Source organism: Abyssibius alkaniclasticus (genome assembly GCF_020447305.1).
GTDB classification, from domain to species: domain Bacteria; phylum Pseudomonadota; class Alphaproteobacteria; order Rhodobacterales; family Rhodobacteraceae; genus Abyssibius; species Abyssibius alkaniclasticus.
Map to the genome: position 1 here is coordinate 1,135,269 of NZ_CP095732.1, position 26,109 is coordinate 1,161,377.

Annotated in this window: 32 protein-coding genes; 22 read left to right on the plus strand and 10 right to left on the minus strand. The window is 62.7% G+C overall.

What is annotated here, in order from left to right:
• Positions 1 to 9: 9 nt before the first annotated feature.
• The 4 genes from LGT41_RS05805 to LGT41_RS05820 are packed head-to-tail and all read left to right on the plus strand — an operon-like array spanning position 10 to position 2,719.
• Positions 10 to 468, plus strand: coding sequence for a RidA family protein (locus LGT41_RS05805; RefSeq protein ID WP_274129169.1), 459 nt, complete (start codon positions 10 to 12; stop codon positions 466 to 468).
• Entirely contained in the window at positions 461 to 1,207 is a 747-nt protein-coding gene (locus LGT41_RS05810; RefSeq protein WP_274129170.1) for a glycerophosphodiester phosphodiesterase family protein, read from the plus strand. The genes LGT41_RS05805 and LGT41_RS05810 overlap by 8 nt, the downstream gene beginning before the upstream one ends.
• Positions 1,204 to 2,403 carry a GNAT family N-acetyltransferase gene (locus LGT41_RS05815; RefSeq protein WP_274129171.1) on the plus strand — a complete coding sequence of 400 codons (1,200 nt, stop codon included), beginning with the start codon at positions 1,204 to 1,206 and terminating at the stop codon, positions 2,401 to 2,403. The genes LGT41_RS05810 and LGT41_RS05815 overlap by 4 nt, the downstream gene beginning before the upstream one ends.
• On the plus strand, positions 2,390 to 2,719 hold the full coding sequence (locus tag LGT41_RS05820) for a 4a-hydroxytetrahydrobiopterin dehydratase (RefSeq protein WP_337993025.1): 330 nt from the start codon (positions 2,390 to 2,392) through the stop codon (positions 2,717 to 2,719). The genes LGT41_RS05815 and LGT41_RS05820 overlap by 14 nt, the downstream gene beginning before the upstream one ends.
• On the opposite strand, the gene LGT41_RS05825 is transcribed toward LGT41_RS05820, so the two are convergent.
• Both LGT41_RS05825 and LGT41_RS05830 read right to left on the minus strand, forming a co-directional pair.
• Positions 2,716 to 3,147, minus strand: coding sequence for a VOC family protein (locus LGT41_RS05825; RefSeq protein WP_274129172.1), 432 nt, complete (start codon positions 3,145 to 3,147; stop codon positions 2,716 to 2,718). The genes LGT41_RS05820 and LGT41_RS05825 overlap by 4 nt on opposite strands.
• Positions 3,144 to 3,638, minus strand: coding sequence for a peroxiredoxin (locus LGT41_RS05830; protein ID WP_274129173.1), 495 nt, complete (start codon positions 3,636 to 3,638; stop codon positions 3,144 to 3,146). Before LGT41_RS05830 ends, LGT41_RS05825 begins: the two co-directional genes overlap by 4 nt.
• A 155-nt stretch (positions 3,639 to 3,793) precedes the next feature.
• On the opposite strand from LGT41_RS05830, the gene LGT41_RS05835 reads away from it, so the two are divergent.
• From LGT41_RS05835 to ubiB, 4 genes are all read left to right on the plus strand, one after another.
• A complete protein-coding gene (locus LGT41_RS05835; protein ID WP_274129672.1) occupies positions 3,794 to 5,008 on the plus strand; it encodes an NAD(P)/FAD-dependent oxidoreductase in 1,215 nt (404 codons plus the stop codon).
• The gene (gene rsmD, locus LGT41_RS05840; protein WP_274129174.1) at positions 5,008 to 5,574 is read left to right on the plus strand and encodes a 16S rRNA (guanine(966)-N(2))-methyltransferase RsmD; all 567 of its coding nucleotides are present in this window, start codon (positions 5,008 to 5,010) and stop codon (positions 5,572 to 5,574) included. The genes LGT41_RS05835 and rsmD overlap by 1 nt, the downstream gene beginning before the upstream one ends.
• Before the next feature lie 214 nt (positions 5,575 to 5,788).
• The gene (gene ubiE / locus LGT41_RS05845) at positions 5,789 to 6,532 is read left to right on the plus strand and encodes a bifunctional demethylmenaquinone methyltransferase/2-methoxy-6-polyprenyl-1,4-benzoquinol methylase UbiE (protein ID WP_274129175.1); all 744 of its coding nucleotides are present in this window, start codon (positions 5,789 to 5,791) and stop codon (positions 6,530 to 6,532) included.
• A complete protein-coding gene (gene ubiB / locus LGT41_RS05850; protein ID WP_274129176.1) occupies positions 6,529 to 8,049 on the plus strand; it encodes a 2-polyprenylphenol 6-hydroxylase in 1,521 nt (506 codons plus the stop codon). The genes ubiE and ubiB overlap by 4 nt, the downstream gene beginning before the upstream one ends.
• A 698-nt stretch (positions 8,050 to 8,747) precedes the next feature.
• On the opposite strand, the gene LGT41_RS05855 is transcribed toward ubiB, so the two are convergent.
• From LGT41_RS05855 to ubiA, 3 genes are all read right to left on the minus strand, one after another.
• Positions 8,748 to 9,068, minus strand: coding sequence for a hypothetical protein (locus tag LGT41_RS05855; protein WP_274129177.1), 321 nt, complete (start codon positions 9,066 to 9,068; stop codon positions 8,748 to 8,750).
• A complete protein-coding gene (locus LGT41_RS05860) occupies positions 9,061 to 10,977 on the minus strand; it encodes an OmpA family protein (protein ID WP_274129178.1) in 1,917 nt (638 codons plus the stop codon). Before LGT41_RS05860 ends, LGT41_RS05855 begins: the two co-directional genes overlap by 8 nt.
• Before the next feature lie 77 nt (positions 10,978 to 11,054).
• On the minus strand, positions 11,055 to 12,017 hold the full coding sequence (gene ubiA / locus LGT41_RS05865; protein ID WP_274129179.1) for a 4-hydroxybenzoate octaprenyltransferase: 963 nt from the start codon (positions 12,015 to 12,017) through the stop codon (positions 11,055 to 11,057).
• A 13-nt stretch (positions 12,018 to 12,030) separates the two neighbouring features.
• Here ubiA and LGT41_RS05870 point away from each other — a divergent pair, with 13 nt between their 5' ends.
• The 5 genes from LGT41_RS05870 to LGT41_RS05890 all read left to right on the plus strand — a co-directional run bounded on the left by LGT41_RS05870 (position 12,031) and on the right by LGT41_RS05890 (position 15,921).
• Entirely contained in the window at positions 12,031 to 12,756 is a 726-nt protein-coding gene (locus tag LGT41_RS05870; RefSeq protein ID WP_274129180.1) for a 16S rRNA (uracil(1498)-N(3))-methyltransferase, read from the plus strand.
• Complete coding sequence (locus tag LGT41_RS05875) at positions 12,753 to 13,592, plus strand: GNAT family N-acetyltransferase (protein WP_274129181.1); 840 nt, start codon at positions 12,753 to 12,755, stop codon at positions 13,590 to 13,592. The genes LGT41_RS05870 and LGT41_RS05875 overlap by 4 nt, the downstream gene beginning before the upstream one ends.
• 42 nt (positions 13,593 to 13,634) lie before the next feature.
• Positions 13,635 to 14,150, plus strand: coding sequence for a hypothetical protein (locus LGT41_RS05880; RefSeq protein ID WP_274129182.1), 516 nt, complete (start codon positions 13,635 to 13,637; stop codon positions 14,148 to 14,150).
• 81 nt (positions 14,151 to 14,231) lie between these two features.
• Positions 14,232 to 15,602 carry a glutamate--cysteine ligase gene (locus tag LGT41_RS05885; RefSeq protein ID WP_274129183.1) on the plus strand — a complete coding sequence of 457 codons (1,371 nt, stop codon included), beginning with the start codon at positions 14,232 to 14,234 and terminating at the stop codon, positions 15,600 to 15,602.
• 73 nt (positions 15,603 to 15,675) lie between these two features.
• Positions 15,676 to 15,921 (plus strand): hypothetical protein, encoded by a 246-nt coding sequence (locus LGT41_RS05890; protein ID WP_274129184.1) that lies wholly within the window; start codon positions 15,676 to 15,678, stop codon positions 15,919 to 15,921.
• Between the two features lie 159 nt (positions 15,922 to 16,080).
• Here the strand turns inward: LGT41_RS05890 and plsY are convergent, their stop codons facing one another.
• Genes plsY through LGT41_RS05910 form a run of 4 tightly spaced genes read right to left on the minus strand, consistent with a single transcriptional unit; the run spans position 16,081 to position 19,503 of the window.
• Complete coding sequence (gene plsY, locus LGT41_RS05895; protein ID WP_274129185.1) at positions 16,081 to 16,722, minus strand: glycerol-3-phosphate 1-O-acyltransferase PlsY; 642 nt, start codon at positions 16,720 to 16,722, stop codon at positions 16,081 to 16,083.
• Complete coding sequence (gene pyrC / locus LGT41_RS05900; protein WP_274129186.1) at positions 16,719 to 17,984, minus strand: dihydroorotase; 1,266 nt, start codon at positions 17,982 to 17,984, stop codon at positions 16,719 to 16,721. Before pyrC ends, plsY begins: the two co-directional genes overlap by 4 nt.
• Positions 17,981 to 18,568, minus strand: coding sequence for an aspartate carbamoyltransferase catalytic subunit (locus tag LGT41_RS05905; protein WP_274129187.1), 588 nt, complete (start codon positions 18,566 to 18,568; stop codon positions 17,981 to 17,983). The genes pyrC and LGT41_RS05905 overlap by 4 nt, the downstream gene beginning before the upstream one ends.
• Complete coding sequence (locus LGT41_RS05910) at positions 18,568 to 19,503, minus strand: aspartate carbamoyltransferase catalytic subunit (protein ID WP_274129188.1); 936 nt, start codon at positions 19,501 to 19,503, stop codon at positions 18,568 to 18,570. Before LGT41_RS05910 ends, LGT41_RS05905 begins: the two co-directional genes overlap by 1 nt.
• 148 nt (positions 19,504 to 19,651) lie before the next feature.
• Between LGT41_RS05910 and LGT41_RS05915 the strand changes: the two genes are divergently transcribed.
• From LGT41_RS05915 to LGT41_RS05950, 8 genes are all read left to right on the plus strand, one after another.
• Positions 19,652 to 20,467 (plus strand): uracil-DNA glycosylase, encoded by an 816-nt coding sequence (locus LGT41_RS05915; protein ID WP_274129189.1) that lies wholly within the window; start codon positions 19,652 to 19,654, stop codon positions 20,465 to 20,467.
• Positions 20,460 to 20,990: a molybdenum cofactor biosynthesis protein B gene (gene moaB, locus LGT41_RS05920; RefSeq protein WP_274129190.1), complete on the plus strand. Its 531-nt coding sequence runs from the start codon at positions 20,460 to 20,462 to the stop codon at positions 20,988 to 20,990. The genes LGT41_RS05915 and moaB overlap by 8 nt, the downstream gene beginning before the upstream one ends.
• Positions 20,987 to 21,505: a GNAT family N-acetyltransferase gene (locus LGT41_RS05925; RefSeq protein WP_274129191.1), complete on the plus strand. Its 519-nt coding sequence runs from the start codon at positions 20,987 to 20,989 to the stop codon at positions 21,503 to 21,505. Before moaB ends, LGT41_RS05925 begins: the two co-directional genes overlap by 4 nt.
• Before the next feature lie 85 nt (positions 21,506 to 21,590).
• The gene (locus tag LGT41_RS05930; protein ID WP_274129192.1) at positions 21,591 to 22,211 is read left to right on the plus strand and encodes a queuosine precursor transporter; all 621 of its coding nucleotides are present in this window, start codon (positions 21,591 to 21,593) and stop codon (positions 22,209 to 22,211) included.
• Between the two features lie 447 nt (positions 22,212 to 22,658).
• Entirely contained in the window at positions 22,659 to 22,862 is a 204-nt protein-coding gene (locus tag LGT41_RS05935) for a hypothetical protein (protein WP_274129193.1), read from the plus strand.
• A 28-nt stretch (positions 22,863 to 22,890) separates the two neighbouring features.
• Positions 22,891 to 23,244 (plus strand): type II toxin-antitoxin system death-on-curing family toxin, encoded by a 354-nt coding sequence (locus tag LGT41_RS05940; RefSeq protein WP_274129194.1) that lies wholly within the window; start codon positions 22,891 to 22,893, stop codon positions 23,242 to 23,244.
• 23 nt (positions 23,245 to 23,267) lie between these two features.
• Positions 23,268 to 23,690, plus strand: coding sequence for an alternative ribosome rescue aminoacyl-tRNA hydrolase ArfB (gene arfB / locus LGT41_RS05945; RefSeq protein ID WP_274129196.1), 423 nt, complete (start codon positions 23,268 to 23,270; stop codon positions 23,688 to 23,690).
• Positions 23,691 to 23,728: 38 nt separating this feature from the next.
• The gene (locus LGT41_RS05950) at positions 23,729 to 24,460 is read left to right on the plus strand and encodes a hypothetical protein (RefSeq protein ID WP_274129197.1); all 732 of its coding nucleotides are present in this window, start codon (positions 23,729 to 23,731) and stop codon (positions 24,458 to 24,460) included.
• Here LGT41_RS05950 and LGT41_RS05955 read toward each other — a convergent pair.
• Entirely contained in the window at positions 24,457 to 24,729 is a 273-nt protein-coding gene (locus LGT41_RS05955; protein ID WP_274129198.1) for an I78 family peptidase inhibitor, read from the minus strand. The two genes, LGT41_RS05950 and LGT41_RS05955, sit on opposite strands and share 4 nt — an antisense overlap.
• Before the next feature lie 146 nt (positions 24,730 to 24,875).
• Between LGT41_RS05955 and LGT41_RS05960 the strand changes: the two genes are divergently transcribed.
• Positions 24,876 to 25,988, plus strand: coding sequence for an S-(hydroxymethyl)glutathione dehydrogenase/class III alcohol dehydrogenase (locus LGT41_RS05960; RefSeq protein WP_274129199.1), 1,113 nt, complete (start codon positions 24,876 to 24,878; stop codon positions 25,986 to 25,988).
• Positions 25,989 to 26,109: the final 121 nt, after the last annotated feature.

A 26,109-nucleotide genomic window follows, 5' to 3' on the forward strand; every position in this document is an offset into this window, starting at 1 on the left:
GGAGAGAGCATGGGAAAGATTGATGCGAAACTGGTCGAACTTGGCATAACATTGCCCGAAGCCCCGGCCCCGGCGGCCAATTATGTGCCTTATGTGATCAGCGGCAAGCTGCTGTTCATATCCGGGCAGGTATCGCGCAATGATGCGGGTTTCATCACCGGAAAGCTGGGGGCGGATTGCACGCTTGAAGAGGGTTATGCCGCAGCGCGCAGCTGTGGGCTGGCGCTGATTGCGCAGGCCAAGGCAGCGTGCGGCGGCAATCTGGACAGGGTGGCGCGCGTGGTCAAACTCGGTGGTTTTGTCAACTGCACCCCGGATTTTACCGCGCAACCGACGGTGATCAACGGTGCGTCCGACCTGATGGCCGAGGTGTTTGGCGATGCAGGTCGCCATGCGCGCGCCGCCGTCGGGGCCGTGCTGCCGCTGGGCGTCGCGGTAGAAATTGACGCGGTGTTCGAGCTTGCCTGACCTGCCAGCCCCGTTTCTGGCGCGCCCGATCGCCCATCGCGGGCTGCATGGCGGCGCGGTGCCGGAAAACAGCCGCGCCGCCTTTGAAGCCGCGATTGACGGCGGCTATGGGATCGAGCTGGATTTGCAGCTGTCATCCGACGGGCAGGCAATGGTGTTTCACGATTATGACCTTGCGCGGCTGACCGGGCAAAGCGGGCCAATTCAAATGCGCAGCGCGGCTGAACTGGCTGAACTGACCCTTGGCAATGGCGAGGGGGTTCCGACCTTTGCCGAGGTGCTGGCGTTGGTTGCCGGACGCGTGCCGCTGCTGGTGGAAATCAAGGACCAGGATGGCACGCTCGGCCCCGATATCGGCGCTTTGGAGGCGGCCTGTGCGGCTGAACTGGCCAGCTATGCCGGCCCGGTGGCGGTGATGTCTTTCAACCCGCACGCCATTTACGAAATGGCCAGGATTGCCCCTGATATTGCGCGCGGGCTGGTCACTTGCGCTTTTGCCGATGAGGAATGGGCGCTCACGCCCGCCGCCCGCCGTGCGGCCTTGGCCGAAATCCCCGATTTTGGCGCGACGGGAAGCAGCTTCATTTCGCATGACCGCGAAGACCTTGACCGCGAGGCCGTAACCCTGCTGCGCGCCGCCGGTGTGCCCATTCTGTGCTGGACAGTGCGCGGCCCCTTGCAGGAAAAACAGGCCCGCCGCGTGGCGCATAACATCACGTTCGAGGGCTATCTGGCGTGACAGACAGCGCAGAAGGCAATGTCGAAATCACGGTGTTGACGGGGCTTGACCAGATCAGCGCCGAGGACTGGGACAGTTGCGCCGCTCCTAACCGGGGCCGCCCCGAAAACCCGTTCCTGACACATCGTTTCTTGCTGGCGCTGGAACGCTCCGGCTCGGTCGGTGAGGGCACGGGCTGGGCGGCGCGGCATCTGGTGGCGCGGTTGGGCGGGCAGTTGGGCGGGCAGTTGCTGGGCGTGATGCCGCTTTACGCCAAGGGCCACAGCCAGGGCGAATATATCTTCGATTTCAACTGGGCCCATGCCTACGCGCGCGCCGGCGGGCGCTATTACCCCAAGCTGCAAGCAGCGGTGCCGTTTACGCCGGCCACCGGGCGGCGGCTGCTTGTCCACCCCGATGCTCCGGCTGAAGCGGGGATATTGCTGGTAGAGGCGGCGCGCGAGTTGGCGCGGCAAAACAAGATCAGCTCGTTCCACATTACCTTTTGCACGCAGGATGAATGGGCGCGCGGGCCGGAATTTGGCATGATGCAGCGCACCAGCCAGCAGTTCCACTGGCTCAACCCCGGCTATGCGTCGTTCGACGATTATCTGGCGGCGCTCTCATCGCGCAAACGCAAGAATGTGCGGCGCGAGCGCGCCTCGGCCCAAGCCTTTGGTGGCGATATCGTGCGGCTGACCGGCGATGAGATCCAGCCCGAACATTGGGATTATTTTTGGCAGTTCTACCAGGATACCGGCGCGCGCAAATGGGGCCAACCCTATCTGACACGTGCGTTTTTTGAGGAAGCCCATGCGCATCTGCGCGATGATATGCTGCTGGTTCTGGCCATAAAAGACGGCACGCCCATTGCCGGCGCGCTCAATTTCATCGGGTCCGATGTGCTGTATGGCCGCTATTGGGGCTGCACCGAACATCATGCCAACCTGCATTTCGAACTATGCTATTATCAGGCGATCGAGGCGGCGATAGACATGGGGCTTGCCCGGGTCGAGGCGGGCGCGCAGGGCGAACACAAGCTGGCGCGCGGCTATCTGCCAGTGCCCTGCTACTCGCTCCACTGGATCGCCGAGCCGCGCTTTGCCGCCGCCGTGCAAGTCTTTCTGAATGAAGAAGGCGAAATGGTGGTGGCGGAAATCGACTATCTGCAAGACCATTCGCCCTTTGCCAAAAGAACCGGAGATGATGATGCCTGACGCGATGACACAAGACCAGCTTGACACCCTGATTGCCGCAGGCTGGGCGCGCGCAACCACCCGCGAGGCGCTTGAGAAAGAGTTCAAGTTCAAGGGTTTTCGCCGCGCCTTTGGCTTTATGGCGGCGGTGGCGGTCAAGGCTGATGCGCTCAACCACCACCCCGAATGGTTCAATGTCTATAACCGCGTGCAGGTGCTGCTGACCACGCATGACACGGGCGGGCTTTCGGGGCTCGATTGGCAGTTGGCGCTGGCGATGGACAGCATCGCCGCCGAAATTGCCGCCGCCCCCAGCGCGCCGAAACTGGCAGGTTAGCCGCGCCCGTCGGGGTATTGGGCGGGGCCTTTCAGCTCCAGCTTGTTGCCAAACGGGTCGCGGATGTAAAAGGATTGTGCCCGTCCGCGCGCCCCGCCATGCACAGCTTCATTCTCTATCGTTACCCCATGCGCGGCCATATGTGCGCGCATGTCTTCAGGCGCAAAGGGCGAAAGGGCCAGGCAGATATGGTCGACATTCCGCCCGCCGGCAATTGGTGGCACCGCATCGGCAGCACCGGGATCGGTGATATCCCACAGCACGATCAGCGCCGCCCCGCACCAGACCTGTTCCATCCCCAAAGCGGGGTAGGAATAGCCCGGAACGCAGCCCAGCACGTTGTGATAGAAGGCAAGCGCCTTGGCCATGTCATCCACGGTGAACACCACATGGTCGATCCCGACCAGCGAAAACGGCGGCCGGCTCATGCGGCCATCTGCGCAAGCAGGGTTTCACCGGCTGAAAGGTTGCATTCGCCGGCCGAAGGCTCGACATTCAGGATTTTCACCTCGCCATCGTCCACCAAGGCGGCAAACCGCTGGCTGCGGCCGATCAGGCCCGAGGGCGGCGCGGTGAAATCAAGGCCAATGGATTTTATGAAACCCCCATCGGCATCGGCCAAGAAGGTCAGGCCGGCATCGGCCCCGCCCGTGGCCTCGCCCCAGGCTTTCATCACAAACGGGTCGTTGACCGAAACGCATACAATCGCATCCACCCCCGCGTCGCGCAGCGCCGGCGCGACGCGCATGAAGCTCGGCACATGCAGGGTGGAGCAGGTGCCGGTATAGGCGCCGGGCAGACCAAACAGCGCCACGCGCTTCCCCTTGAACACATCGGCACTGGCCACGGGTTCGGGGCCGGCGGCACCGATTTGCAGAAAGGTTGCGCTTGGCAATTTGTCACCGGGTTGGATTGTCATGGTCAGCTCCTTGAATTACGTTGACACAGCCTAGGCTTGCACGGCCACCAATGTCGAGTGGGCAGGCGCAAAGCAGCGAAATTCAGCGCAACTTGCCGCTTGACCCGCCCGGCCTGCTGGCCAGAATGGCGCAAATATTGAAGGCAGAAACGGTTATGGAACATATTGTCGTTATCGGGGCCGGGCAGGCCGGGTTCTCGCTTGTCGAGCATTTGCGCAAGGGCGGGCATGGCGGCCCGATCACCCTGATCGGCAATGAGCCCCACCCGCCCTATCAGCGCCCGCCGCTCTCCAAGGCCTATTTGCTGGGCGAAATGGGGGTAGAGCGGTTGTTTTTCCGCCCTGACGGTTTTTACGGCGAGCATGATATTGCGCTGAAAACCGATGTGATGGCCATAGAGATTGACCGCGCCGGCCAGCGTGTTGCCCTGTCCGATGGAAGCCAGATTTCCTATGACAGGCTGGCGCTGACCACCGGCGCGCGCCCGCGCTTGCTGCCCGAAGCGATTGGCGGCGCGCTTGCTGGCGTTTACGCCATGCGCAGCCTTGCCGATGCCGATGCGCTGGCGCCCGAATTCAAGCCGGGCGCGCGGGTGCTGATTGTCGGCGGCGGTTATATCGGGCTGGAGGCTGCCGCCGTGGCCGCCAAGCGCGGGCTGAACGTGGTGCTGATCGAGGCCGCGCCGCGTATCTTGCAGCGCGTCGCCTCGGCCGAAACCTCGGATTATTTCCGCGCGCTCCATTTGGCGCATGGTGTCGATATTCGCGAAAACTGCGCCCTGTCGCGGCTTGTGGGCGAAGATGGTCGCGTTTGCCGGGCCGAGCTTGCCGATGGCAGTGCTATGGATGTGGATTTCGTGATCATCGGCATTGGCATAACTCCCGATACCGCGCTGGCCGAGGCGGCGGGGCTGGAGATTGACAACGGGATTGCCTGTGACGTCGCCTGCCGCACGTCGGACCCGCTGATTTTTGCCGCAGGCGATTGTGCATCTTTCCCGCAAGCTGCCGGGCGGATGCGGCTGGAAAGCGTGGGCAATGCCATAGATATGGGCGCCGCAGCCGCAAGTGCCATGATGGGTGAGGACGTAACCTATACCGCCGCCCCGTGGTTCTGGTCCGACCAGTATGACTGCAAGCTGCAAATCGCCGGGCTGTCGGCAGGCTATGAGCAGATCGTTACACGGCAGGGCGAGGGCGATGCCGTATCCTTCTGGTATTACGCCAAGGGCCGCTTGCTGGCGGTCGATGCCATGAATGACCCGCGCGCCTATATGGTGGGCAAACGGCTGATCGAGGCGGGCAAATCCCCCGATGCGGCCCTGGTGGCCGATGCCGGGGTGAACCTGAAAACCCTTCTGGCAGGCTGATGCGCATTATCGGCGGCAAGCACAAGGGCACCGCTTTGGCAAGCCTTGGCGCGGGCGATGCGGCGGCGCATCTGCGCCCGACATCGGACCGCACGCGCGAAAGCCTGTTCAACCTGCTGGCGCATGGCGATTATCCGCCGCTGGAAGGTGCGCGCGTGCTTGACCTGTTTGCAGGCACCGGCGCGCTGGGGCTTGAAGCACTGAGCCGGGGTGCCGCGCATGTGCTGTTTGTGGACGAGGGTGCGAAGGCCCGCGCCCTCATCCGCACCAACACCGACACGCTGCGCGCCATCGGCCAGACCCGCCTGTTTCGCCGCGATGCCACCCGGCTGGGCGAAAACCGCGATGCGCCCTATGATCTGATCTTCATCGACCCGCCCTATGGCAAAGGTCTGGGCGAGCGTGCCATCGAAAGCGCGCTTGCAGGCGGCTGGGTGGCGCCGGGCGCAATTGTGGTGCTGGAGGAAAGCAGCGCCGCCAATATTGCCCCCGTGTCCGGTTTCACCCAAGTCGACGAGCGCCGCTATGGCGATACCACCATCCGGATTTTCAAAGCCGCCACATAGCCTGCCGCACCCTTCGGGTTTGGCGGTGGCAGCGCGGGTGCATCATTTGGCCCGGGTGCAACCTTCGCCGCGCCGCCACCGCCAAGCGGCGCGGCCCGATCACCTGATCGGGCCAAAGCTGCGCGGCAGCCCGTCGGCCATGTCCTTGCGACATGCAGGCAATTGCACCTTGCCGCGTTCCGCTTTAATCAGGGCCAAGCATGAAGGGCCAGTTATGACCGCCAAGACCACGCATTTCGGCTTTCGCGAAGTCGATGAAACCGCCAAGGCCGGCATGGTGCATGGTGTGTTCACCAATGTCGCCAGCAAATACGATGTGATGAATGACGCGATGAGCCTTGGCATCCACCGCATCTGGAAAGATGCGATGATGGACTGGCTGGCCCCGCGCGGCCCCCAGCGCCTGCTGGATGTGGCGGGCGGCACCGGCGACATTGCCTTTCGCTTTCTGGCCCGCGCACCGCAAGCGCAAGTCACCGTGCTGGATATGACCGAATCCATGCTGATCGCGGGGCGCAAACGTGCCGAGGCGGCAACATTGGCCAGCCAGCTCGACTGGGTGGTCGGCGATGCAATGGCGCTGCCCTTTCCCGATAACAGCTTTGATGTTTATACGATCAGCTTTGGCATTCGCAATGTCACCCGCATCCCCGATGCCATAGCCGAGGCGTTCCGCGTGCTGCGCCCCGGCGGGCGGCTGATGGTGCTGGAGTTCTCATCCATTCCCCAGCCCGGGCTGCAATGGCTCTATGACCGCTACTCCTTCAACATCATCCCGCCGCTTGGCCAGATGATCGCCAATGACCGTGACAGCTACCAATACCTCGTCGAATCCATCCGCAAATTCCCCAGGCAGGACGAATTCGCCGCCATGATCCGCCAAGGCGGGTTTGGGCAGGTCAGCTATCGCAACCTGTCGCTGGGCATTGCCGCGCTGCATTCTGGGTGGAAGATTTGAGGGGGCCGCATAATATCTGGCGGCTGATCCGCACCGGCGCCACGTTTGAACGTTCCGGCGCAATGCGTGTGGCGCTTGATGCGCTCGACGCCCCGCGCAGCCTGCGCATTGCCGCCCGTATTCTGGGCTGGCCCTTTGCCTGGCTTGGCCTGAAGGGCGACCCGAGCCAGCCGCCTATTCTGCGCGCGCTTACAGCCCTTGGCCCCGCCTATATCAAATTCGGCCAGTTGCTCAGCACACGGCCCGACCTTGTGGGCGAAGACCTCGCCACCGAGTTGCGCGTGTTGCAAGACCGGCTGCCCGCCTTCGAACGCGCCATCGCCAAAGTCGAGGTGGAGCGCGAGCTTGGCATCAGGCTTGATGATGTATTCTCGGAGTTTTCCGAACCCATTGCGGCCGCCTCGCTGGCACAGGTGCATAAGGCAAAGCTGCGCGCGACAGGCGAAACCGTTGCCGTAAAGGTGCTGCGCCCCGGAATCGAGCGCGCCTTTCTGCGCGATGTCGATGCCTTCCACCTTGCCGCCTGGATGGTTTCGCTCATCGCCCCGCAAGCCCGCCGTTTGCGCCCGCGCGAGGTGATCAAGCATTTCGAAGGCGTGGTGCTGGCCGAGCTGGATTTGCGCACCGAAGCCTCGGCCGGGGATGAATTTGCCGAGAACACCGCCAATGATGCCGGTTTCACCGTGCCAAAGCTGCATTGGAACCTGTCGGCGCGCCGGGTGATGACATCGAGCTGGGCCGATGGTGTGCCGCTTGGTGATGTGAAGGCGCTGGCCGCGACCGGCTATGACGCGCATGAATTCGCCACCCGCATCATCCAGCTTTTCTTGCGTCAGGCGCTGCGCGACGGGCTGTTTCATGGCGATATGCATCAGGGCAACCTGAAGCGCGCCGACAATGGCGACCTGATCGCCTATGATTTTGGCATCATGGGCCGGATAGACCCCTATACGCGCCGGGTCTATGCCGAAATCCTGATGGGGTTTTTGCACAGGGATTATCGCCGCACGGCCGAAGTGCATTTTGAGGCCGGCTATGTGCCGGCCGATCGCGATATCGACGAGTTCGCTCAGGCCCTGCGCGCCGTGGCCGCGCCGATTTTCGGCCATAACTCCACGCAAATCTCCATCGGGCGGCTGCTTGCCCATCTGTTCGAGGTTACCGAGCGTTTCGGCATGGAAGCCCGCACCGAGCTGATTTTGCTGCAGCGCACGATGGTTGTGGTCGAAGGCGTGGCCCGCTCGCTGGACCCGACGCTGAACATCTGGGATGCCGCCCGTCCGGTGGTCGAGGCCTATATCCGCGACAATCTTGGCCCGCGCGCCATGCTGCGCGACCTTGGCAGCACCATGCGCGTGTTGGCGCGTTTCGGCCCGCATCTGCCAAAACTCGCCGAAACCCTGTTGCAAAAGGCCGCCCAACCCGCACCCGTGCCGCGTAGAAAACCGCTCTCGGCCTGGCTTGGCCTTGGGGTCGGGCTGGTGTTTGGGGCCTTGGCCATGTGGCTGTTCACCTAGCCAACGTCGCGCTTCTATGGCCGCGCTGGTTCTGGGGAAAATGGAATTTCTGCGCGCGCGCGCTGCAAGAGCGTGAAAATAACATCAGGAAATGTGATCCGGCCGGGATTGATGAACTGGTCGCAGAATTAGCATATCTTCATGCCCGCCCAAGCGGTGCCTTGCTGCTGGCCAGACATGAAGGCCAAGGCAATGACGCTTGCGCTGTTGGCGCGTGCGCGGAGCAACGGGCAAAAAACCATTCGACTTGACCCCGGTCGCGCGCTGGTTGAAGCCGCGAGCCTGTCTGAAAGCCGGGCATTCAGGAATGCGCGCCCTTTCACACCGAAACACCGTATATCGACCATCCTCTGCGCGATTGCACGCGTAGGCTTTAAGCCCGGCCCGTCGAAATTCAATCGCGATCGAATCCATCGGCTGCCGGGACTAAACGATGGCCTGCCGCACCCGCAAGCGGGTTTGGCGGTGGCGGCGCGGCAAATGTTGCGCGATTGGCGGCGTTTGGCCCGCGCCGCCTGGCGGCGTTGCCCTGTAGTTGCGGGCTGGCCTGGCCGCAGTCTCAACTGTTCCGAAGGGTGCAAGGCAGCGCGGGTGTGCGGGTGCCACAGGGGCTGCCTTCGTCGCGCTGCCACCGCCAAGCATGGCGGGCTGCATTCATGCAGCATGGCCATGCGCGGCAGGGCTTCGGCGGCTTGGGTTTACTGGCCGCCGCGCAGGGCTTCAAGCTCGGCTTCAAGCTCCATCTGCCGGCCGCGCGCGGCGCGCAGCCCGTCGCGCAGCGCTTCGGTTTCGGCGCGTTGCTGGCGAATCTCGCTTTTCATTTCCGCCTCGGCCGCCTCGGCGCGGTGCTGGGCGGCGACGGCCTCTTTCACCAGACCGTCCTGGTTGGTGTTGATCTTGCCGGGGGCGGCATGGGCGGCATGGGTCATCCGGTCATAGATCCAGCGCAGCATCCAGCCAAAGACAATGGCCACGACCACCGCGCTGACCAGCATCAGGGTAAGTTCAGATTTACTCATTGGCGCCCTCTTCAACTCCGGCTGTGTCGTCTTGTGCGGCAGAGGCCGCTGCCGCTTGCAGGGCCTGCGCCTCGTCCAGCGGCAATATTTCAATGCGCCGGTTGGCGGCACGGCCCTCTTCGGTTTCATTACTCGCAATGGGCTGGCTTTCGCCATAGCCAAAGGCCGAAAGCTGGCCCATGAGCCGATTTTGGCTCAAAAGCGCATCGACCACGGCATTGGCGCGGGATTGGCTGAGCGCGGCGTTCATCTCTTCGCCGCCCTGGCTGTCGGTATGGCCGCCGATCTGGAAATCGACCTGAGGGCAGCCCTGCAACACGCTGGCAATTTCGGCAATGACCCCGGCGCTGCTGTCATCTATCACCGCCGAGGAGGGGGCAAAACTGATCTGGTTTTCGGCCAGAATAGCGGCAACGCGGCCGGCACAAAGCCGGGCATCCATCGGCGGTTCTTCCTGGACAACAGGTTCGGTCTGCACGACCTGCAGGTTGAAATTGCCCGCGCCAAGCGAGATGTCGAGCATGGTCGACAGCTCGGCTTCGAGATCGGGCAGCGCGCCCGTGCCGCGCAGCACAAAGGCGTTGGCGGTAATGGTCACCTGCCCGGTATCCAGCAGCTTCAATGCATCGAGTGCGGTGAAAATCCGCGCCTGCCAGCCTTCGGGCAGGTCGGTGGTTTCGGTGAAATCGACCTGCACATTCTCATAGCCAAAGCGGCTTTCGGCATAGGAATCAATCACCTTGCTGGTGAGATTGTCGCGCACCATGCCGCGCAGCACGACGGCGCCTTCGGCATCGCGGATGGCCAGAAAGCGCGGCCCCCAGCCGTTTTGGCTGGCTGTGGCGGCGGGGGCAACAGCCTCTTGTGCGATCTGGCCAAGCGGACGCACGGAATAGATGGCCGGTAGTTCGGCACGCAGATTGATCTCGGTGCGGCCAAGCACATCGAGCGGGGCGGATATATCGGTGAAGATGATATCGGTATCGATGATTTCGAGCTTGCCGCTGCCGAGTTCGGACAATGTGGCCAGGCTTTGGCTGACCACCGTGCCCCAAAGCTCGGACGGGGCGCCGATGCCAATGTTGCATGTGCCGCTGCCAGCCGGAAGGCCCGCAGCCTCGGCGGCGGCGATGATGCGCGCCGCCTCGTCTTCATTGCGCGCGGCACAGTCAAAAACCGGGGTCTCTGCGCTTGGGTCAAAGGCAAAGCGGAAGGGCGAGATGACCGGGCGCGGGGCGCGGATGTTCAGCTCCAGCGCCACATCGGGCGGGCGCATCCGTTCGAGCAGTTCCGACAGGCCCTGCTGCCAGCTTGCGGTGCTGGCCACGGCCTCGATGGTCACACGGCCCGGCATGATGGTAAGCGTCGCTTCGGGGGTTTGCGGCAGGGTGCGCAGCGCGAATTCTATGGCGGCATTCCAGTCCGGGGTGATCGGGCCGTCGGTTTCCTCCAGCAGGTCTGTGACACGCCCGCCATTGGGCAACGCGCTGAGCGCGGCGCGCAGCGCGGTCAGCGCGGGCCCGCCCGGGGCGCGACCCAAAAGCGATATTCCCGCATCCGAGCGCAGAATCTCGATCCGCGGTGGCTGGATCCGCTCAGCACGGCCCGTGGCGGTTTGCCCTTCAAGGCGATGCGTTTCATCCATGACCAGCGCAGCGGGCAGCACATCGGTCGCCATTTGCAACACAAGCGCGGCGGCTTCATCATCGGGGGCCGCGCCGGAGATGATGAGCAACTGGCCATCGGCACGCAGGTTGGGCCAGGCAATTTCGCTGGCGCGCAGGGCCGAATCGAGCCGGGTGAGATTGCGCGTTTCCAGCTTGGTGATCACATTATCGGCATAGATCCAGGCCGCTACGCCGCCGCCGATCAGACCGAATAGGGCAAACAGAAGGGCAAATAAGCGCATTCAAAAGTTCCGATGTTGAGGCTGGCAACTGTCTAGGCCAAGGCCGGGCGCATATCAAGCGCCCGCACAGGGCCGTGCTAAAGCGCGGCGGCAATCACCAGCAAAGCGGCGGCAATCAGCCCAGTATCGCGGTTAGCGCGAAACAGGTGCAGGCAATTCGCGGGGTCGTTGATATCGAGCCGCCGCAACTGCCAATACATATGCAGGCCGAAACCCCAGGGTGCGGCAAGTGCCAGCATCAGCACAGCGGGTGGCGCGGCGGCAAAGGCAAGGATGACCGCGCCCGCCATCAGCAGCACTGCGGCGACCTGAAAGTAGAACAGCCAGCGCATCGTGGCCCCGCCAAACAGCAATGCGGTGGATTTGACGCCGATGAGCGCGTCATCCTCCTTGTCCTGATGGGCATAGATCGTGTCGTAAAACAGCGTCCAGGCCATGCCGGCGGTGTAAAGCAGCACGGGTGCTGGCGACAGGCTGCCGCTATGCGCCGCCCAGCCAAGCAAGGCGCCCCAGTTGAAGGCCACGCCCAGAAAGACCTGGGGCCACCATGTAAAGCGTTTGGCAAAGGGATAGATCACCACGGGGATGAGCGCGGCAATGCCCAGAAAAATGGTGAAGCGGTTGAATTGCAGCAGGATGAGCGCGGCGAGCGCGACTTGCAGCACCATCCACAGCAGGGCCACACGCGGGGAGACTTGGCCGGATGGCAGCGGGCGCGAGCGGGTGCGCGCCACTCGCGCATCGATATGCCGGTCGGTGAAGTCATTCCAGGTGCAGCCCGCGCCGCGCATCAGGAACGCCCCCGCCGTGCAGCCAAGCGCGATGTAAAGATCGCCCCAGGCAAAGCCCGCGCCGCTCGCGCCCACGGCCAGCGCCAGCCCCCAGTAGCAGGGGATAAGCAGCAGCCAGGTGCCAGCGGGCCGATCGGCCCGTGACAGGCGCAGATAGGGGCGCAGCGCGGCAGGTGCAAAACGGTCGACCCAGTTCATTTTGGTTGCATCGGCCACGCGACCATTGGAAGTATCGGGCAGGTTTGTCATTGGGGGCGCTTTTTTGGATAGGGCAAAGATCAGGCTGTATGTAAACGCGCCATTGGGGGCGGGGCAAGCCGTGGGGCTGGATCGCGCACAGGCGCATTACCTGATGAACGTCATGCGCCGCGCGTCGGGCGACGCTGTGGCGCTGTTCAATGGGGCCGATGGCGAGTGGCACGCCAGCCTTGCCGAGCTTGGCCGCAAGGGGGCGGTGGCCCTGTGTAACCATATGCAAGCGCCGCAGGCCAGCTTGCCCGATATCTGGCTGCTTTTTGCGCCCGTCAAGAAAGCCCGCACCGAATTTATTGTGGAAAAGGCGGTAGAGCTTGGCGTAGCGCGGCTGCTGCCGGTCATGACGCGCTACACCAATACCGAGCGTTTGCGCGAAGATCGCGTGACCGCGCATATCATCGAGGCGGCAGAGCAGTGCGGGGCCACGGCGCTGCCCGCGTTTGAGATGCCGCAGAAGCTCGACAAGGTTTTGAAGGGTTGGGATGCGTCGCGCCGCCTGGTGTTTTGCGATGAACGTGGGGCTGCACCGATGCTGGCCGAGGTGCTGGACACACCCGGCCCCTGGGCAATTCTGATCGGGCCAGAGGGTGGCTTTGCACCGGAAGAGGCAGAAACCCTGCGCAGCCTGCCGTTTTGCGCGCCCGCCAGCCTTGGCCCGCGCATTCTGCGCGCCGACACCGCCGCACTGGCCGCCCTGGCGATATGGCAGAGCAAGTTGGGGGATTGGGCATGATCCGCGTCACCCCCGATATGGGCGCAAAGCTGTGTGATTTCTTTCGCCAGCATCTCGACCATGCGATGTTTCCGCTGAATAACATTGCGCAATACGGGATTGATGGCCGCCATGATTATGCCATGCGGTTCTGGGTGGCCAAAGCGGGCGGCGTCATTACCGATGCTGTGGGCTTGGCGAATTCGGGTGCTGTCATGCCGGTTTGTCCGAATGCCGACTGGGCTGCCCTGCGCGCCGCCTTGCAGGGCGAGAGTGTCGCGCGGTTTCTGGGGCCAGCACAGCAGGTGCGCCCGCTGATTGCCGCGCTGGGCATGGAGAATGTCGCCACCACGCTGGATGATGATGACGGGCAGTATGCGCTGGAACTAAGCCAGCTTCGCCTGCCCGATGGGCCGGGAAATATTGTGCCGATTGCGCAAGCGCCCGAGGCAGTGATCCGCGACTGGTTGCTGGCCTATGAAATGGAGGCGCTGCAAACACCGCCCGATCAGGCCGCCAGGGATGCCGCATTTTCCTATGATGAATATTGCGCCAACCAAAGCCATGTCGTGCTGATGGCGGGCGAAACCCCGCTGGCCATGACCGGGTTCAATGCCCGCATTCCCGAAGCGGTGCAAATCGGCGGGGTGTTTACGCCGCCCGATTTGCGTGGCCGGGGATATGCACGCCGCGCCTTGGCGCTGCATCTGGACAGCGCGCGCGGAAAAGGCGTGAGCCGCGCCAGCCTGTTTGCCGCCAGCGAGGTGGCGGCGCGGGCCTATATTGGCATCGGGTTTGAACGCATTGGCGACTGGACGCTTTACATGATGGCCGATACCCATGTGGTTGGCGCGTGAATTGCCCTTGTGCCGCGCCGCGCCCAGCCCCAAGTTAGCCCCATGAGCCTGATCCGCCCCGAAGCCCGTGAAAGACTTTCCCGCTGGATAGAGCCGCTGGCGCTGGCCGCGGCCATGTTATTGGCGCTGCGCTTGGCATGGCTTGGAATTGCGCGCGGGGCCTGGGTGCTTGTGGGGCTGGGGCTGGTGCTGGCCGCTGTGCTTGGCGTGCTGATCTACCTTGCGATTTTGCGCGCCAGCCTTGCGCGGCGGCTGGCGGCGGTCGGGCTGGTCGAGGTGGATGAGCGGCGCATCACCTATCTGGCGCCCAGCCTTGGCGGTAGCCTCGATCTGGATGATCTGCGGCGAGTGGCGCTGTCTACCGGCAGGGGTGGCACCCAGTCCTGGGTGCTATATGCACCCGACCAGACCCCGCTGGTTATTCCGCTCGGGGCCGAGGGGGCCGATATTTTGCCCGACACCTTTGCCGCCCTGCCGGGGCTAAGCCTTGCGACGCTTCTGCGCAGCGTGGCGGCGGCCAGGCCGGGGATGGAATCCATCTGGGAAAAACAGCGTTGACGGCTGCGCGCAAGAGCGTGGCTTGAATGCCCCGCGCGCAGCCGCTAAGTCGGAGCAAACCCTTTAGGCGGAGGCCAGCCCATGTCGATCCCTCAATCCGGTGGCGGGCCCATCGAAAACAAAGCACAACTGGCGCAATATCTGGCCGATGGCTGCAAGCCAAAGGCCGATTGGCGCATCGGCACCGAGCATGAGAAATTCGGCTATTGCCGCGATACGCAAAAGCCGCTGCCCTATGCGGGCGCGCGCTCGGTCCAGGCGATGCTGGAAGGCTTGCGCGACCGGTTCAACTGGGCGCCCGTGGTCGAGGGCGACAAGCTGATCGGGCTGGTCAAGGACGGCGCGAATGTGAGTTTGGAGCCGGGCGGGCAGCTGGAACTTTCGGGCGCGCCGCTGGAAACCATCCACCAGACCTGCGACGAGGTGAACCTGCATCTGGCCGAGGTCAAAGAGGTGGCCGACGAGATTGGCGTGGGCTTCATCGGGCTGGGGGCCGCACCCGTCTGGAGCCATGAGCAGATGGACCTGATGCCCAAGGGCCGCTACAAGCTGATGGACAGCTATATGCAGCGGGTCGGCACGCATGGCACACAGATGATGCGGCGCACCTGCACGGTGCAGGTGAATCTCGATTTCGCAAGCGAGCCGGACATGGTGCAGAAATTGCGGGTTGCATTGGCATTGCAGCCGATTGCCACGGCGCTTTTTGCCTGTTCGCCGTTTTTTGAAGGCAAGGTCAACGGCTATCAAAGCTGGCGTGCGCGTATCTGGCAGGATACCGACAATGCCCGCACGGGAATGCTGCCCTTTGTGTTTGAAGACGGGTTCGGCTTTGAGCGCTGGGTGGATTATGCGCTGGATGTGCCGATGTATTTTGTCTATCGCGACGGGAAATACATTAACGCGCTGGGCCAGAATTTCCGCGATTTCATGGAGGGAAAACTGCCCGCCCTGCCCGGAGAAACCCCGACGCTGAGCGACTGGGCCGATCATTTGACCACCGCCTTCCCCGAAGCGCGCATCAAGAAATTCATCGAAATGCGCGGGGCCGATGCTGGCCCGTGGCGGCGGATTTGCGCATTGCCCGCCTTCTGGGTGGGGTTGATCTATGAGCAAGGCGCGCTGGATGCGGCCTGGGATCTGTGCAAGGGCTGGAGCCTTGATGCGCGCGAGGCGCTGCGCCTTGATGTGGCCAAAGACGGGCTACATGCCACGATTGCCGGGCGCCGCGTGCTGGATGTGGCGCGCGACGTGCTGGACATTTCGCAAGCCGGGCTTGCGGCGCGCGCCCGCCCGGGCGCGGGCGGTTTGGTGCCGGACGAAACCCATTTCCTGAACGCGCTGCACGATATTGTAGCGCGCGGTGAAAGCCCGTCGGATGAGCTGCTGAAACGCTTTCATGGCGACTGGAAGGGTGATTTGAGCAATATCTATCGCGAATATTCCTATTAATGTATGCTGCGCCCGATTGTCGCATGTCAGCACAAGATGCGGCAGTCGGAACAGTATAAAAACAGGAGTATTTATGAAAGATATGATCATCAAATCGCTGGAGCTTTTGGTCTGGCTCATGGTTATCCTCATCGTGCTGGGCGCATTGGGAGGTGGTGCCGCGATGATGGGCAATCCGATGGGCGGCTTCCTGATGGGGCTGGGGATCATGATTGGCGGCGTGCTTTACGCCATCATCTTTGGCGGGATCATGTTCCTTGTCATTGGTATTCACGACAATACCAAGCGCACGGCCGAGGCGCTGGAGCGCAAAGGCTAGGCCGGTATTTCAGGGTCAGGGAGCGGCCGGGAATCTCCCGGCCGTTTTCATGTGTCCTGACGGGCGGTGGCCAGGGGTTTCACACCTCCTGACCCGATGCTGGTGGCCGGGGGTTTCACACCCCCGGACCCCCGTGGGATATTTATGAGCAAAAGATGATCAGGGTTTGCGGGTGATCTTTGGCTCGGTGCCGTTGATCAGCCGCGCGATATTGGCGCGGTGCCGCCAGATGATGAGCGCGGCGAGTGCAAGCGCGAGGCCGGTCATTTGTGGCTGGCCCAGCAGATAGAGCCAGAGCGCGGCGCTGGTGGCCGAGACAAGTGCTGCGAGCGAGGAGATGCGAAACAGCAGGGCGGCGACAAGCCAGGTGGCGCAGGTGGCCAGACCGGCCAGCGGGTTGAGTGCCAGCAAGGTGCCAAGGAATGTGGCCACGCCCTTTCCGCCCCTGAAGCGCAGATAGACCGGGTAAAGATGGCCGATGAAGGCGCCAAGCCCGGCGACCTGGGCGGCGGCATCGCCAAACATGGCGCGGGCAAGCAGAACGGCGATGGCGCCTTTGCCGGAATCCAGCAGCAACGTGGCCAGCGCCGCCCCCTTGTGGCCGGTGCGCAGCACATTCGTGGCGCCGATATTGCCCGAGCCGATTTTGCGCAGATCGCCAAGGCCAAGCGCGCGGGTGATGACAAGGCCGAAGGGCACGGCGCCAAGCAGGTAGGCGGCGGCAAAGACCAGCGCAAGGCTCGGGGCGGCTGCGGCAAAGCCGCTGCCTTCGGCCCAGAACCTCAGCATATCGGGTATCATTCAAGCCCCCAAACCTGCCGCCCGGCCAGCCATGTGCCCAGAACGCGGCCCTGCATTCGCCGCCCATCATAGGGGGTGTTCTTGGATTTGGAATGCAGCGTTGAACGGTCGAGGATATAGGGTATGTCGGGGTTGAACAGCACCAGATCGGCCGGGGCGCCGATGGCCAGCCGCCCGGCGGGCAGGCCCAGCAGCCTGGCCGGGTTCAGCGAAAGCGCCGCAAAAAGCTGCGGCAGGGACAGATGCCCGGCATGGACCAGTTGCAGCGCGGCGGGTAGCAGGGTTTCCAGCCCGACAGCGCCGGAAGCGGCATCGGCAAAGGGCAGGCGCTTGCTTTCCTCATCCTGGGGGGTGTGGAGCGAGCAGATGATGTCGATCTCGCCCGATGCAAGGGCTGCGACCATTGCCATACGGTCATCTTCGCTGCGCAGGGGTGGTTTGAACTTGAAGAAAGTTCGGTAGCCTTCAATGTCAAACTCGTTCAGCGTGAGGTGGTGAATGCTGATGCCCGCTGTCACTTTCAGCCCGGCTGCGCGCGCACGGGCCAAGGCGGGCAGGGCGGCGGCGGTGGTGATCTGGTCGATATGGTAGCGCGCGCCACTCGCCTCGACCAAGGTCAGCTCATGCTCCAGCCGCAGGCGCTCGGCCATAGGCGAAACGCCGGGCAGGCCCATTTTGGCGGCCAGGGCGCCCGAAGTGGCGGCCGCGCCAAGGCTTAGCTGCGGGTCTTGCGCATGGCCGATGATCAGCGCGTTGTCAGCCGCCGCATAGGCCATGAGGCGCGACAGGGTTTTTGCGTTGGGCACGGGGCTGTCACCATCACTGAAGGCCACGGCGCCAGCATCGGCCAGAAAGCCAAGCTCGGTCATTTCAACCCCGGCGCGGGCTTTGGTGAGCGCGGCCATCGGCAGCACGTTCACGCAGCAAAGAGCGGCGGCGCGGGTGCGGAAAAACTCCAGCATCTCGGGTGTGTCGATGGGGGGCGATGTATCGGGGCGGGTAACCATCGTGGTGACACCACCCGCCGCAGCCGCCGCGCCTGCCGTGCGGAAACTTTCCTTGTGCCGCTCGCCCGGCTCGCCGATCTTGACGCCGATATCGATGATGCCGGGGGCAAGATACTGTTCGTTGCAGTCGATGATTTCGCCCGTCGGCGCAGCATCGCGCGCGGTAATGACACCATTATCGATGGTCAGGCTGCCGAGCGAGTCGCTGCCGAATTCCGGGTCGATCAGGCGGGCATTGGTGAAGGTTGTGGTCATACCGCCCCCCGCTGCACGCGGCGCAAAAGCTTGTAGACCTCTTCGCCGTCATCAATCCGCACGAAGCCAATGGCGGCTTGGTAGGTGCGCGCGCCGCCGTTTTTGGAACTGCGCCGCCGGGTTTCGGTGGCGAAATGTATCGTCGCGGGGTGGTTGCCATCGGTTTCCAGCACCGAGGCTTCGGTGATCGGGTAGGATTTGAGCTTGCGGCCCACAAGCGGCATATCGGTGGCAATGAAGGCGCGGCGGTTGGAGAGCGCATACCATGTGCGGGCGCGCGTAAAGCGGCTGCCGAAGATTGCCGCGAACATGATCCCGAAGCCGACCGAGAAATGGATAAGGCCGAAGGCCCAGAAGCCGCCGCCCGCGCTGGCTGCCATGACCATCCAGAACAGCGCAAAGCCGCCAAAGGCAGCACCGAACAGCATTAGCGCGATATTGCCCGGCCCGATGATGATTTGCGTATCCGGCCTTCCCTGCCACAGAATGCGCTCGTCAGGGTCGAGAATCCCCTCCCAGCCATTGCTTGCGGTGCGGTCGGGTTGCTCGGGGGTGGAATTGCGAAAACCAATGCGGCGGGCCATCACGCTTCTCCTTGCTGCACGTGCCGGGTGAGCAAATCCATCGCGGCCATGCGCACGGCGACGCCCATTTCCACCTGCTCCTGGATGACCGAACGGTTGATGTCATCGGCCAGCAACCCGTCGATTTCCACACCACGGTTCATCGGGCCGGGATGCATGACAATCGCATCGGGTTTGGCGGCGGCCAGCTTGGCGGCGTCCAGACCCCAGCGGTGGTAATATTCGCGCTCAGACGGGATGAAACCGCCATCCATGCGCTCTTTTTGCAGGCGCAGCATCATCACCACATCGGCGCCTTCCAGCCCCTTTGCCATGTCATCCGTCACCTCGACCCCCAGTTTCTCAACGCCCGCTGGCATAAGCGTGCGCGGGCCGACAAGGCGGATGCGGCTTTCCATTTTGCCCAGCAGGAACATGTTGGAGCGGGCCACGCGGGAATGCGCGATATCGCCGCAAATCGCCACGGTCAGCCGGTGCAGGCGGCCTTTGGCGCGGCGGATGGTGAGCGCGTCGAGCAGCGCCTGTGTCGGGTGTTCATGCGCCCCGTCGCCCGCGTTCAGCACGATGCAGTTGACCTTGGAAGCCAGCAGATCGGCAGCACCGGAGGCCGGGTGGCGCACGGCCAGAATATCGGGGCGCATGGCGTTGAGCGTAAGCGCGGTGTCGATCAGCGTTTCACCCTTCTTGACGGAACTGGTCTGCATCGACATGTTCATCACATCGGCCCCAAGGCGCTTGGCGGCCAGCTCGAAGCTACTTTGCGTGCGCGTCGAGTTTTCGAAAAACATGTTGATGAGGCTGAGGCCCGACAGAATGGCGGGCGGCTTTTGGTGGGCGCGGTTGGCCTGCGCATAGGTTTCGGCGCAATCAAGAATGGTTGTGATATCGGTCTGGGTCAGGGGCTCTATCCCCAAAAGATGCCTTTGGCTCAGCACGCCGCATACTCCACCTGATTTGGCGCGTTATAGCAGGGTGCGCGGGCTAAACAACCATTCTTGCGCATGTAGCACTCGCATCCTTTCGGGCAGGGGGCTAAACTGGTGGCTGGCAAGGGCGAAATGGAATCGGCATGGGTGCGGCGCGGTGAGCGGATTACAGGCAAATGCGGCAGATCTGGCAAGGCTGCGCTGGCTGATCGAGCTTGGCGCCGATGAGGCGATTGGTGACAGCCCGATCGACCGTTATGCGCTGCCCGCCCCCGTGGCCAAACCGGCGGCGGGCAGGGCGGTTGCAGAAGCGCCAGCGCCGGTTGCTGCGGCTGTGCCCGCCGCCGAGGGCGCAGCGGCGGCTGTTGCCGAGGCAGAGCGCGTGGCGGCAGGCTGCAACAGTCTTGAGGACTTGCGCGCAGCACTTGCGGCCTTTGAGGGTTGCGCGCTGAAGAAAGGCGCGCGCAACACGGTGTTTGCCGATGGCAACCCCGAAGCACCGCTGATGATTATTGGCGAGGCGCCGGGGCGCGAGGAGGATGCGCGCGGCCTGCCCTTTGTCGGCCCGGCGGGGCAGATGCTCGACCGGATGCTCGCCGCCATTGGCATTGCGCGCGACCATGCGGATGTGGCCAATGCCTGTTACATTACCAACCTCGTGCCCTGGCGCCCGCCGCAAAACCGCGACCCGAGCGCCGATGAGGCGGCAATGATGAAACCCTTCATGCTGCGCCATATCGAACTTGCCGCCCCCAAGCTGCTGGTGCTTTTGGGCAATGTGCCGGCGCGCGGGCTGATGGGGGCAACAACCGGCATAACCCGGCTGCGCGGCAGTTGGGTGGACCTGGCAGGCCGGCCCGCCCTGCACATGCTGCACCCGGCCGGGCTTTTGCACAACCCGGCCAACAAGCGCCATGCCTGGGCCGATTTGCTGGCACTGAAAGACAGGCTTGAAGGATTGGACAATGGCTGAGCGCAACTTCATTCCCATCCGCATTGCGGTTCTCACCGTTTCCGACAGCCGCAGCCTTGCCGATGACCGTTCGGGCGACGTGCTGGTCAACCGGCTGGAGGCGGCGGGGCATATTCTGGCCGATCGTAAAATCCTGCGCGACGAGCGAGCGGAAATAGCCGGCCAGTTGCGCGCATGGGTGGCGGATGCCGGTGTTGATGTCGTCATCTCCACCGGCGGCACGGGGCTGACGGGGCGCGATATTACCGTCGAGGCGCATCGCGATGTCTATGAAAAGGAGATTGACGCCTTCTCCACGCTGTTCACGCTGGTCTCTTTCCCGAAGATCGGCACATCGGCGGTGCAGTCGCGCGCCTGTGCGGGGGTGGCGGGCGGCACCTATCTGTTCGCGCTGCCCGGCAGCCCCGGTGCCTGCAAGGATGGCTGGGACAGCATTTTGGCCCCCCAGCTCGACTATCGCCATATGCCGTGTAACTTTGTGGAAATCATGCCGCGCCTAGAAGAGCATAAACGCCGCAAATGAGTTTGGAACTTCGCACCGAAAGGCTGCTGCTGCGCCCGCCCGTCCGCGCCGATTTTGACGCTTATGCCGCCATGTGGGCCGAAGAATTTGTTGCCCGTCACGTGACCGGCACACCGCAAAGCCGCGCGGACTCGCATATGCGGTTCCAGCGGGTTTTGGGGGGCTGGGCGTTTTCGGGCTTCGGGTTTTTCTCGATTTTCAATGCGGCGGGCCAGTATATTGGCCAGACCGGATTGTTCGAGGCCATGCGCGAGCTTGGAGCTGATTTTGATACCGCGCCCGAAGCCGGCTGGAGCTTGCGCAAGGCCGCCACCGGCAAGGGCTATGCGCTGGAGGCGACATTGGCGGTGCATGGCTGGTTTGATGCGCAACCTTTCGCACAGCGCACGGTTTGCATGATTTCGCCCGACAATGCCGCCTCAATCAGCCTTGCGCAAAAATGCGGCTATGCGGCATTTGGCCAGGCGCACCATGCCGGGGGCGATGTTGTGCTGATGCAGCGGGCTTGCACCTAGCCGCATTTGCGTTTATGCCGCCCCGGTTCCAGCATGGTGCTGGCAGAAGTCTCCGAACACCTTCTTAAAAAACACGGGTTAAAACATGAAAAACGGAATTCTCGCAGGCGTTATCGCTATGGCGGCGGTTGTCGTCGCCTCCAATATTCTTGTGCAGTTCTTGCTGGGCGACTGGCTGACATGGGGGGCGTTCACCTACCCCATTGCCTTTCTGGTGACAGACCTGATGAACCGCGCATACGGTGCAAAAGCCGCGCGCCGCGTTATTTTTGCGGGTTTCGTTGTCGGCGTGATCTGCTCGCTGATCGGCACGCAAATCATGCTGGAATTCGGCCCCGCCGTGACCTTGCGCATCGCCATCGGTTCGGGCACGGCTTTTCTGGTGGCGCAACTGGTCGATGTGCTGGTGTTCGACAGGCTGCGCCAGGGCCATTGGTGGCGCGCGCCGCTGGTCTCTTCGCTTATCGGCTCCAGCCTGGATACGGCGCTGTTCTTCACCATCGCGTTTTCAACATGGCTAGCCTTCATCGACCCCGCAACCGATGTAAGCTGGGCCAACGAAGCCCTGCCGCTGCTCGGCCTCGGCCCCGTTGTGCCGCTCTGGGCCAGCCTGGCCGTGGCCGATTTCGGCGTGAAACTGGCGCTGGCACTGGTGGCACTGGTGCCGTTCAGGCTGATCGCGGGGCGGATGCGGGCGCCAAATTGATCTGATCGCGCAGGTTCACAAATTTTTTGCTTTGCGATTTCGCAATTCAGTGCAAAGATTCCCCTACTTGCAACAATCAGAAAGGAGGTGCCAATGTCTAATTGGGATTTGGAGCTAGAGGTCAGGCTAACAAGCGGGGCGAAAATCTAGCAGGCAGCCCTGTTAGAGAAGGAGCCCGGCCTGGATTCGTTCCACTGGCCACCTCCGACCTGGGTTGGGCCGGTTCTGCGGAACCGGCCCATTCTTTTTGCGGCTGAACTTTACCATTGCCTGACTTTGCACAGTGAATGCGCCAGGGAAAGAAGCATGAGAATTTCTTGCTGCTCTACCAACTGAACCCCTTCGTTTTTAAATACGCAATAGGTCACAGAATTTTAAGCAGCTTGAAGTATACCGCGCTTAAGCATATTTTAAGGGGAAATAGAATTGCTTGGATGCAATAGCGAAATGACCGATTCAAAATCTGTAGACAAGAAAGGGCGCGGAGTGGCGTCTACCGGCATTCCGAAGCGCGATGCCGAATCCGTAATGGTTTCGGGCTACAGTATTGAAGCCCAACTCATAGGCAAGTCTTCGGCGAAATCCCGCGAAATCATTCGCAGGTCTGTGAGCAAGCATTCAGCGGCGCTGATCCGCTTGGCCGATCGGTAGGATCAATTACAGGATTACCCTGGCCGACGTGCTGGACGCACATGAAACTTCGTTGGCATTGGCCGGTGGGCGGCGAGGGGTGTCAAATTATGACAATATTCTTGGCGCTATTGGGCGACCTTTTCATGGGTATCACCGCAAGATTGAGCGCAAAGCCGCAGCACTATTGCACGGCTTGGCGACCAGCCACGGCTTTGTAGACGGGAACAAGCGGACCGCTTGGATATCCACCACAGTCCTGATCGAACGCAGCGGTTACGAGTTGGAGTTGCTTGAGGATGACCGTATAGACGATGTGGTTGTAGACGTCGTTGAAGGCAGTATGAACGAGCAGGAATTGGTGAATTGGTTCCGCGCGCGACTCCGGGCTTTGCCTGCCTGACCCAAAGCCGCTATAGCAAAGCCATGTTGCGCATCAATGATGATATTTCCATTGCCGATTGGGAGCTGACGACCACGTTCATGCGGTCATCCGGCCCCGGGGGGCAGAATGTGAACAAGGTGGAAACCGCGGTTCTGCTGCGGTTTGAGGCCGCGCGCTCGCCCAACCTGCCCGATCATGCCAAGGCGCGCCTTCAGCGTTTGGCGGGGCGGCGGTGGACGAATGATGGTGCCTTGCTGATTTCATGCGACAGCCATCGCAGCCAGGCGCGCAACCGGGCCGAGGCAGAAGAGCGTTTGGCCGCGCTTATCCGTGCATCGCTTGAGCGGCCCAAACGGCGGCGGGCGACCAAGCCGACCTATGGCTCGATCCAGCGGCGGCTGAAGGCGAAAGCCCGCCGATCGGGGGTAAAGGCCTTGCGCGGGGCGGTTGATGATGATGCGTGAATGATAAAGACTGGCCACGCCGCGCAAGTATGGGTTTTATGATGATCGCTCGAATTCTGGCATTTGCCACAGTGCTGACCGCCGCGGGCTGCGTGAATGTCGCCCCGCCGCTCAGCGCCAATATTCCGCGTGCAGCCCTGGTTGCACAGCCCGTTTTGCGCGCGTTGGAGCGCCCGCCGCTGTTTACCCGCAGCCTGCCGGTGGCCGAAAGCGGTTTGCCCGGCGGTGTGCTGGGGTTTCTGGTGGGCGAGGCGCGCAACCGCGCGCTCAACGCCGATAACCAGAACCGCACGCAGATCAACACGATCGCCACGCCAACCGAGGTGGACCCGGCGGCGCTTATCGACGAGGCGATTGCCACGCATCTGAACCGGAATTTCGCCACCCGCCCGAATTTGCGCGACCTTTATGCCTATAATGTGCGCGGCACGACGGTTGGAGAACGCGCGCCGGAGCTTACCGAAATTGCGCGCCGGCGCGGGCTGAGCGGTATTTTGATTGATGTCTATCTGGTGGCTTTTGGCGCCGAATCGACCGGCCGCGACCTTGGCTTGCGCGATGAGAAATTCTCGGTGCGCGTGGCGGCGAATATGGCGATTTATGACATTGAAACCGGGGCTGTGCTGGTCAGCGGGCAATGCGATGAAACCAATACACGCCCGCAGTTGATCAGCGATGCGGCAGCGCAAGGCGTGGCCGCCAGCACGATTTTTGCCCGCGAGGCGGCGAAAAACTGCGCCGACAGCCTGATCGAAACCTATCTGCGCTAGCCGCAGGTCACGCCGGTGATGATGCCACGGTTATCAACGGCAATGTTGATGCGCTCGGGCCGGTTATCGGTTGTGGCGGCACTGTCGGGGCGCAAAATGCGCATCGGGGCCACAAAGCGCATGGATGACAGCCGGTCGGCGGGCTGGTCGACCAAATCCTGCAAGGCCGAAGCGCCGCAAACGTCCTCACCCGCGGGAATGACGGCCGTGCTGCAGGCGGCAAGGGCCATGAAGGGCAGGGCGATCAGCGTGAAGGGTTTGGTGGTCATGACGGTCTCCTCGGGTTTTTGGGCAGGCTAGGGGCTGGCTTGCGCCGGGTCAAGTAATGCGCCCGGATGCCAGCAAATCCTTGCCGGCACCCTTGCCCCTGTGCGGCGTTTGCACAAGACTGGCACCAAACGCATGGGAGGATTCGATGAGAACACGCGCCGCAGTTGCCCTTGCCGCCGGCAAGCCGCTTGAAATCATGGAGGTGAACCTGGACGGCCCGAAAGCGGGCGAGGTTCTGGTCGAGATCAAGGCCACGGGCCTGTGCCATACCGACGAGTTCACGCGCTCGGGTGCCGACCCGGAAGGCGCTTTTCCGGCCATTCTGGGCCATGAAGGCGCGGGCGTGGTGCTGGAGGTCGGCCCCGGCGTGACCAGCCTGCAACCGGGGGACCATGTCATTCCGCTTTACACGCCGGAATGCCGCGAATGCGACTATTGCCTGAACCCGAAAACCAACCTCTGCCAGAAAATCCGCGCAACCCAGGGCGCGGGTGTCATGCCCGATGGCACAAGCCGGTTTTCCATGCTCGATGGCACGCCGATTTTGCACTATATGGGCTGCTCGACCTTCGCCAACCACACGGTTCTGCCGGAAATTGCCCTGGCCAAGGTGCGCAAGGACGCACCGTTCGACAAGATCTGCTATATCGGCTGCGGCGTGACCACGGGCATTGGCGCGGTGATCAACACAGCCAAGGTGGAAATCGGCAGCCGGGCGATTGTGTTCGGGCTTGGCGGCATTGGCCTCAACGTCATTCAGGGGCTGCGCATGGCGGGGGCTGATCAGATTGTCGGCGTCGATCTCAACCCCGGCAAGGTCGACATGGGCAAACGCTTTGGCATGACCGATTTCGTGAACCCGTCCGAGGTGAAGGGCGACCTTGTCGGCCATCTGGTGGAACTTACCGGCGGTGGGGCGGATTATACATTCGATGCCACGGGCAATGTGCAGGTGATGCGCACGGCTTTGGAAAGCGCACACAAGGGCTGGGGTGAAAGCATCATCATCGGCGTGGCGCCTGCTGGTGCCGAAATTTCGACCCGCCCCTTCCAGCTTGTGACCGGGCGCAGCTGGCGCGGCACGGCCTTTGGCGGCGCGCGCGGCCGCACCGATGTGCCCAGGATTGTCGACTGGTATATGGATGGCAAGATCGAGATCGACCCGATGATCACCCACACAATGGGGCTGGAAGACATCAACAAAGGCTTCGATCTGATGCACGAGGGCAAAAGCATCCGCGGGGTGGTGGTGTATTGATGCGCCGCATCAACCGGCCGGGCGCAAGCCACCGCATCGAAAATATCTTTCGCACCCGGGCAAATCTGTTCAGGGGAGGTTGTGCATCGCGCATTTATGCCCCACTTAATCGGTAGAACAA

Coding starts and splice junctions, on each gene's coding strand:
- LGT41_RS05820 (WP_337993025.1), top strand. CDS start 2,390: ATGATGATGCCTGACGCGATGACACAAGACCAGCTTGACACCCTGATT.
- LGT41_RS05950 (WP_274129197.1), top strand. CDS start 23,729: ATGATGATCGCTCGAATTCTGGCATTTGCCACAGTGCTGACCGCCGCG.
- LGT41_RS05960 (WP_274129199.1), top strand. CDS start 24,876: ATGAGAACACGCGCCGCAGTTGCCCTTGCCGCCGGCAAGCCGCTTGAA.
- LGT41_RS05925 (WP_274129191.1), top strand. CDS start 20,987: ATGAGTTTGGAACTTCGCACCGAAAGGCTGCTGCTGCGCCCGCCCGTC.
- moaB (WP_274129190.1), top strand. CDS start 20,460: ATGGCTGAGCGCAACTTCATTCCCATCCGCATTGCGGTTCTCACCGTT.
- LGT41_RS05830 (WP_274129173.1), bottom strand. CDS start 3,638: ATGACAATCCAACCCGGTGACAAATTGCCAAGCGCAACCTTTCTGCAA.
- rsmD (WP_274129174.1), top strand. CDS start 5,008: ATGCGCATTATCGGCGGCAAGCACAAGGGCACCGCTTTGGCAAGCCTT.
- LGT41_RS05835 (WP_274129672.1), top strand. CDS start 3,794: ATGGAACATATTGTCGTTATCGGGGCCGGGCAGGCCGGGTTCTCGCTT.
- pyrC (WP_274129186.1), bottom strand. CDS start 17,984: ATGACCACAACCTTCACCAATGCCCGCCTGATCGACCCGGAATTCGGC.
- ubiE (WP_274129175.1), top strand. CDS start 5,789: ATGACCGCCAAGACCACGCATTTCGGCTTTCGCGAAGTCGATGAAACC.
- LGT41_RS05880 (WP_274129182.1), top strand. CDS start 13,635: ATGAGCCTGATCCGCCCCGAAGCCCGTGAAAGACTTTCCCGCTGGATA.
- LGT41_RS05875 (WP_274129181.1), top strand. CDS start 12,753: ATGATCCGCGTCACCCCCGATATGGGCGCAAAGCTGTGTGATTTCTTT.
- LGT41_RS05905 (WP_274129187.1), bottom strand. CDS start 18,568: ATGGCCCGCCGCATTGGTTTTCGCAATTCCACCCCCGAGCAACCCGAC.
- LGT41_RS05860 (WP_274129178.1), bottom strand. CDS start 10,977: ATGCGCTTATTTGCCCTTCTGTTTGCCCTATTCGGTCTGATCGGCGGC.
- LGT41_RS05890 (WP_274129184.1), top strand. CDS start 15,676: ATGAAAGATATGATCATCAAATCGCTGGAGCTTTTGGTCTGGCTCATG.
- LGT41_RS05885 (WP_274129183.1), top strand. CDS start 14,232: ATGTCGATCCCTCAATCCGGTGGCGGGCCCATCGAAAACAAAGCACAA.
- LGT41_RS05825 (WP_274129172.1), bottom strand. CDS start 3,147: ATGAGCCGGCCGCCGTTTTCGCTGGTCGGGATCGACCATGTGGTGTTC.
- LGT41_RS05955 (WP_274129198.1), bottom strand. CDS start 24,729: ATGACCACCAAACCCTTCACGCTGATCGCCCTGCCCTTCATGGCCCTT.
- LGT41_RS05855 (WP_274129177.1), bottom strand. CDS start 9,068: ATGAGTAAATCTGAACTTACCCTGATGCTGGTCAGCGCGGTGGTCGTG.
- ubiA (WP_274129179.1), bottom strand. CDS start 12,017: ATGACAAACCTGCCCGATACTTCCAATGGTCGCGTGGCCGATGCAACC.
- arfB (WP_274129196.1), top strand. CDS start 23,268: ATGTTGCGCATCAATGATGATATTTCCATTGCCGATTGGGAGCTGACG.
- LGT41_RS05805 (WP_274129169.1), top strand. CDS start 10: ATGGGAAAGATTGATGCGAAACTGGTCGAACTTGGCATAACATTGCCC.
- LGT41_RS05930 (WP_274129192.1), top strand. CDS start 21,591: ATGAAAAACGGAATTCTCGCAGGCGTTATCGCTATGGCGGCGGTTGTC.
- plsY (WP_274129185.1), bottom strand. CDS start 16,722: ATGATACCCGATATGCTGAGGTTCTGGGCCGAAGGCAGCGGCTTTGCC.
- LGT41_RS05935 (WP_274129193.1), top strand. CDS start 22,659: ATGACCGATTCAAAATCTGTAGACAAGAAAGGGCGCGGAGTGGCGTCT.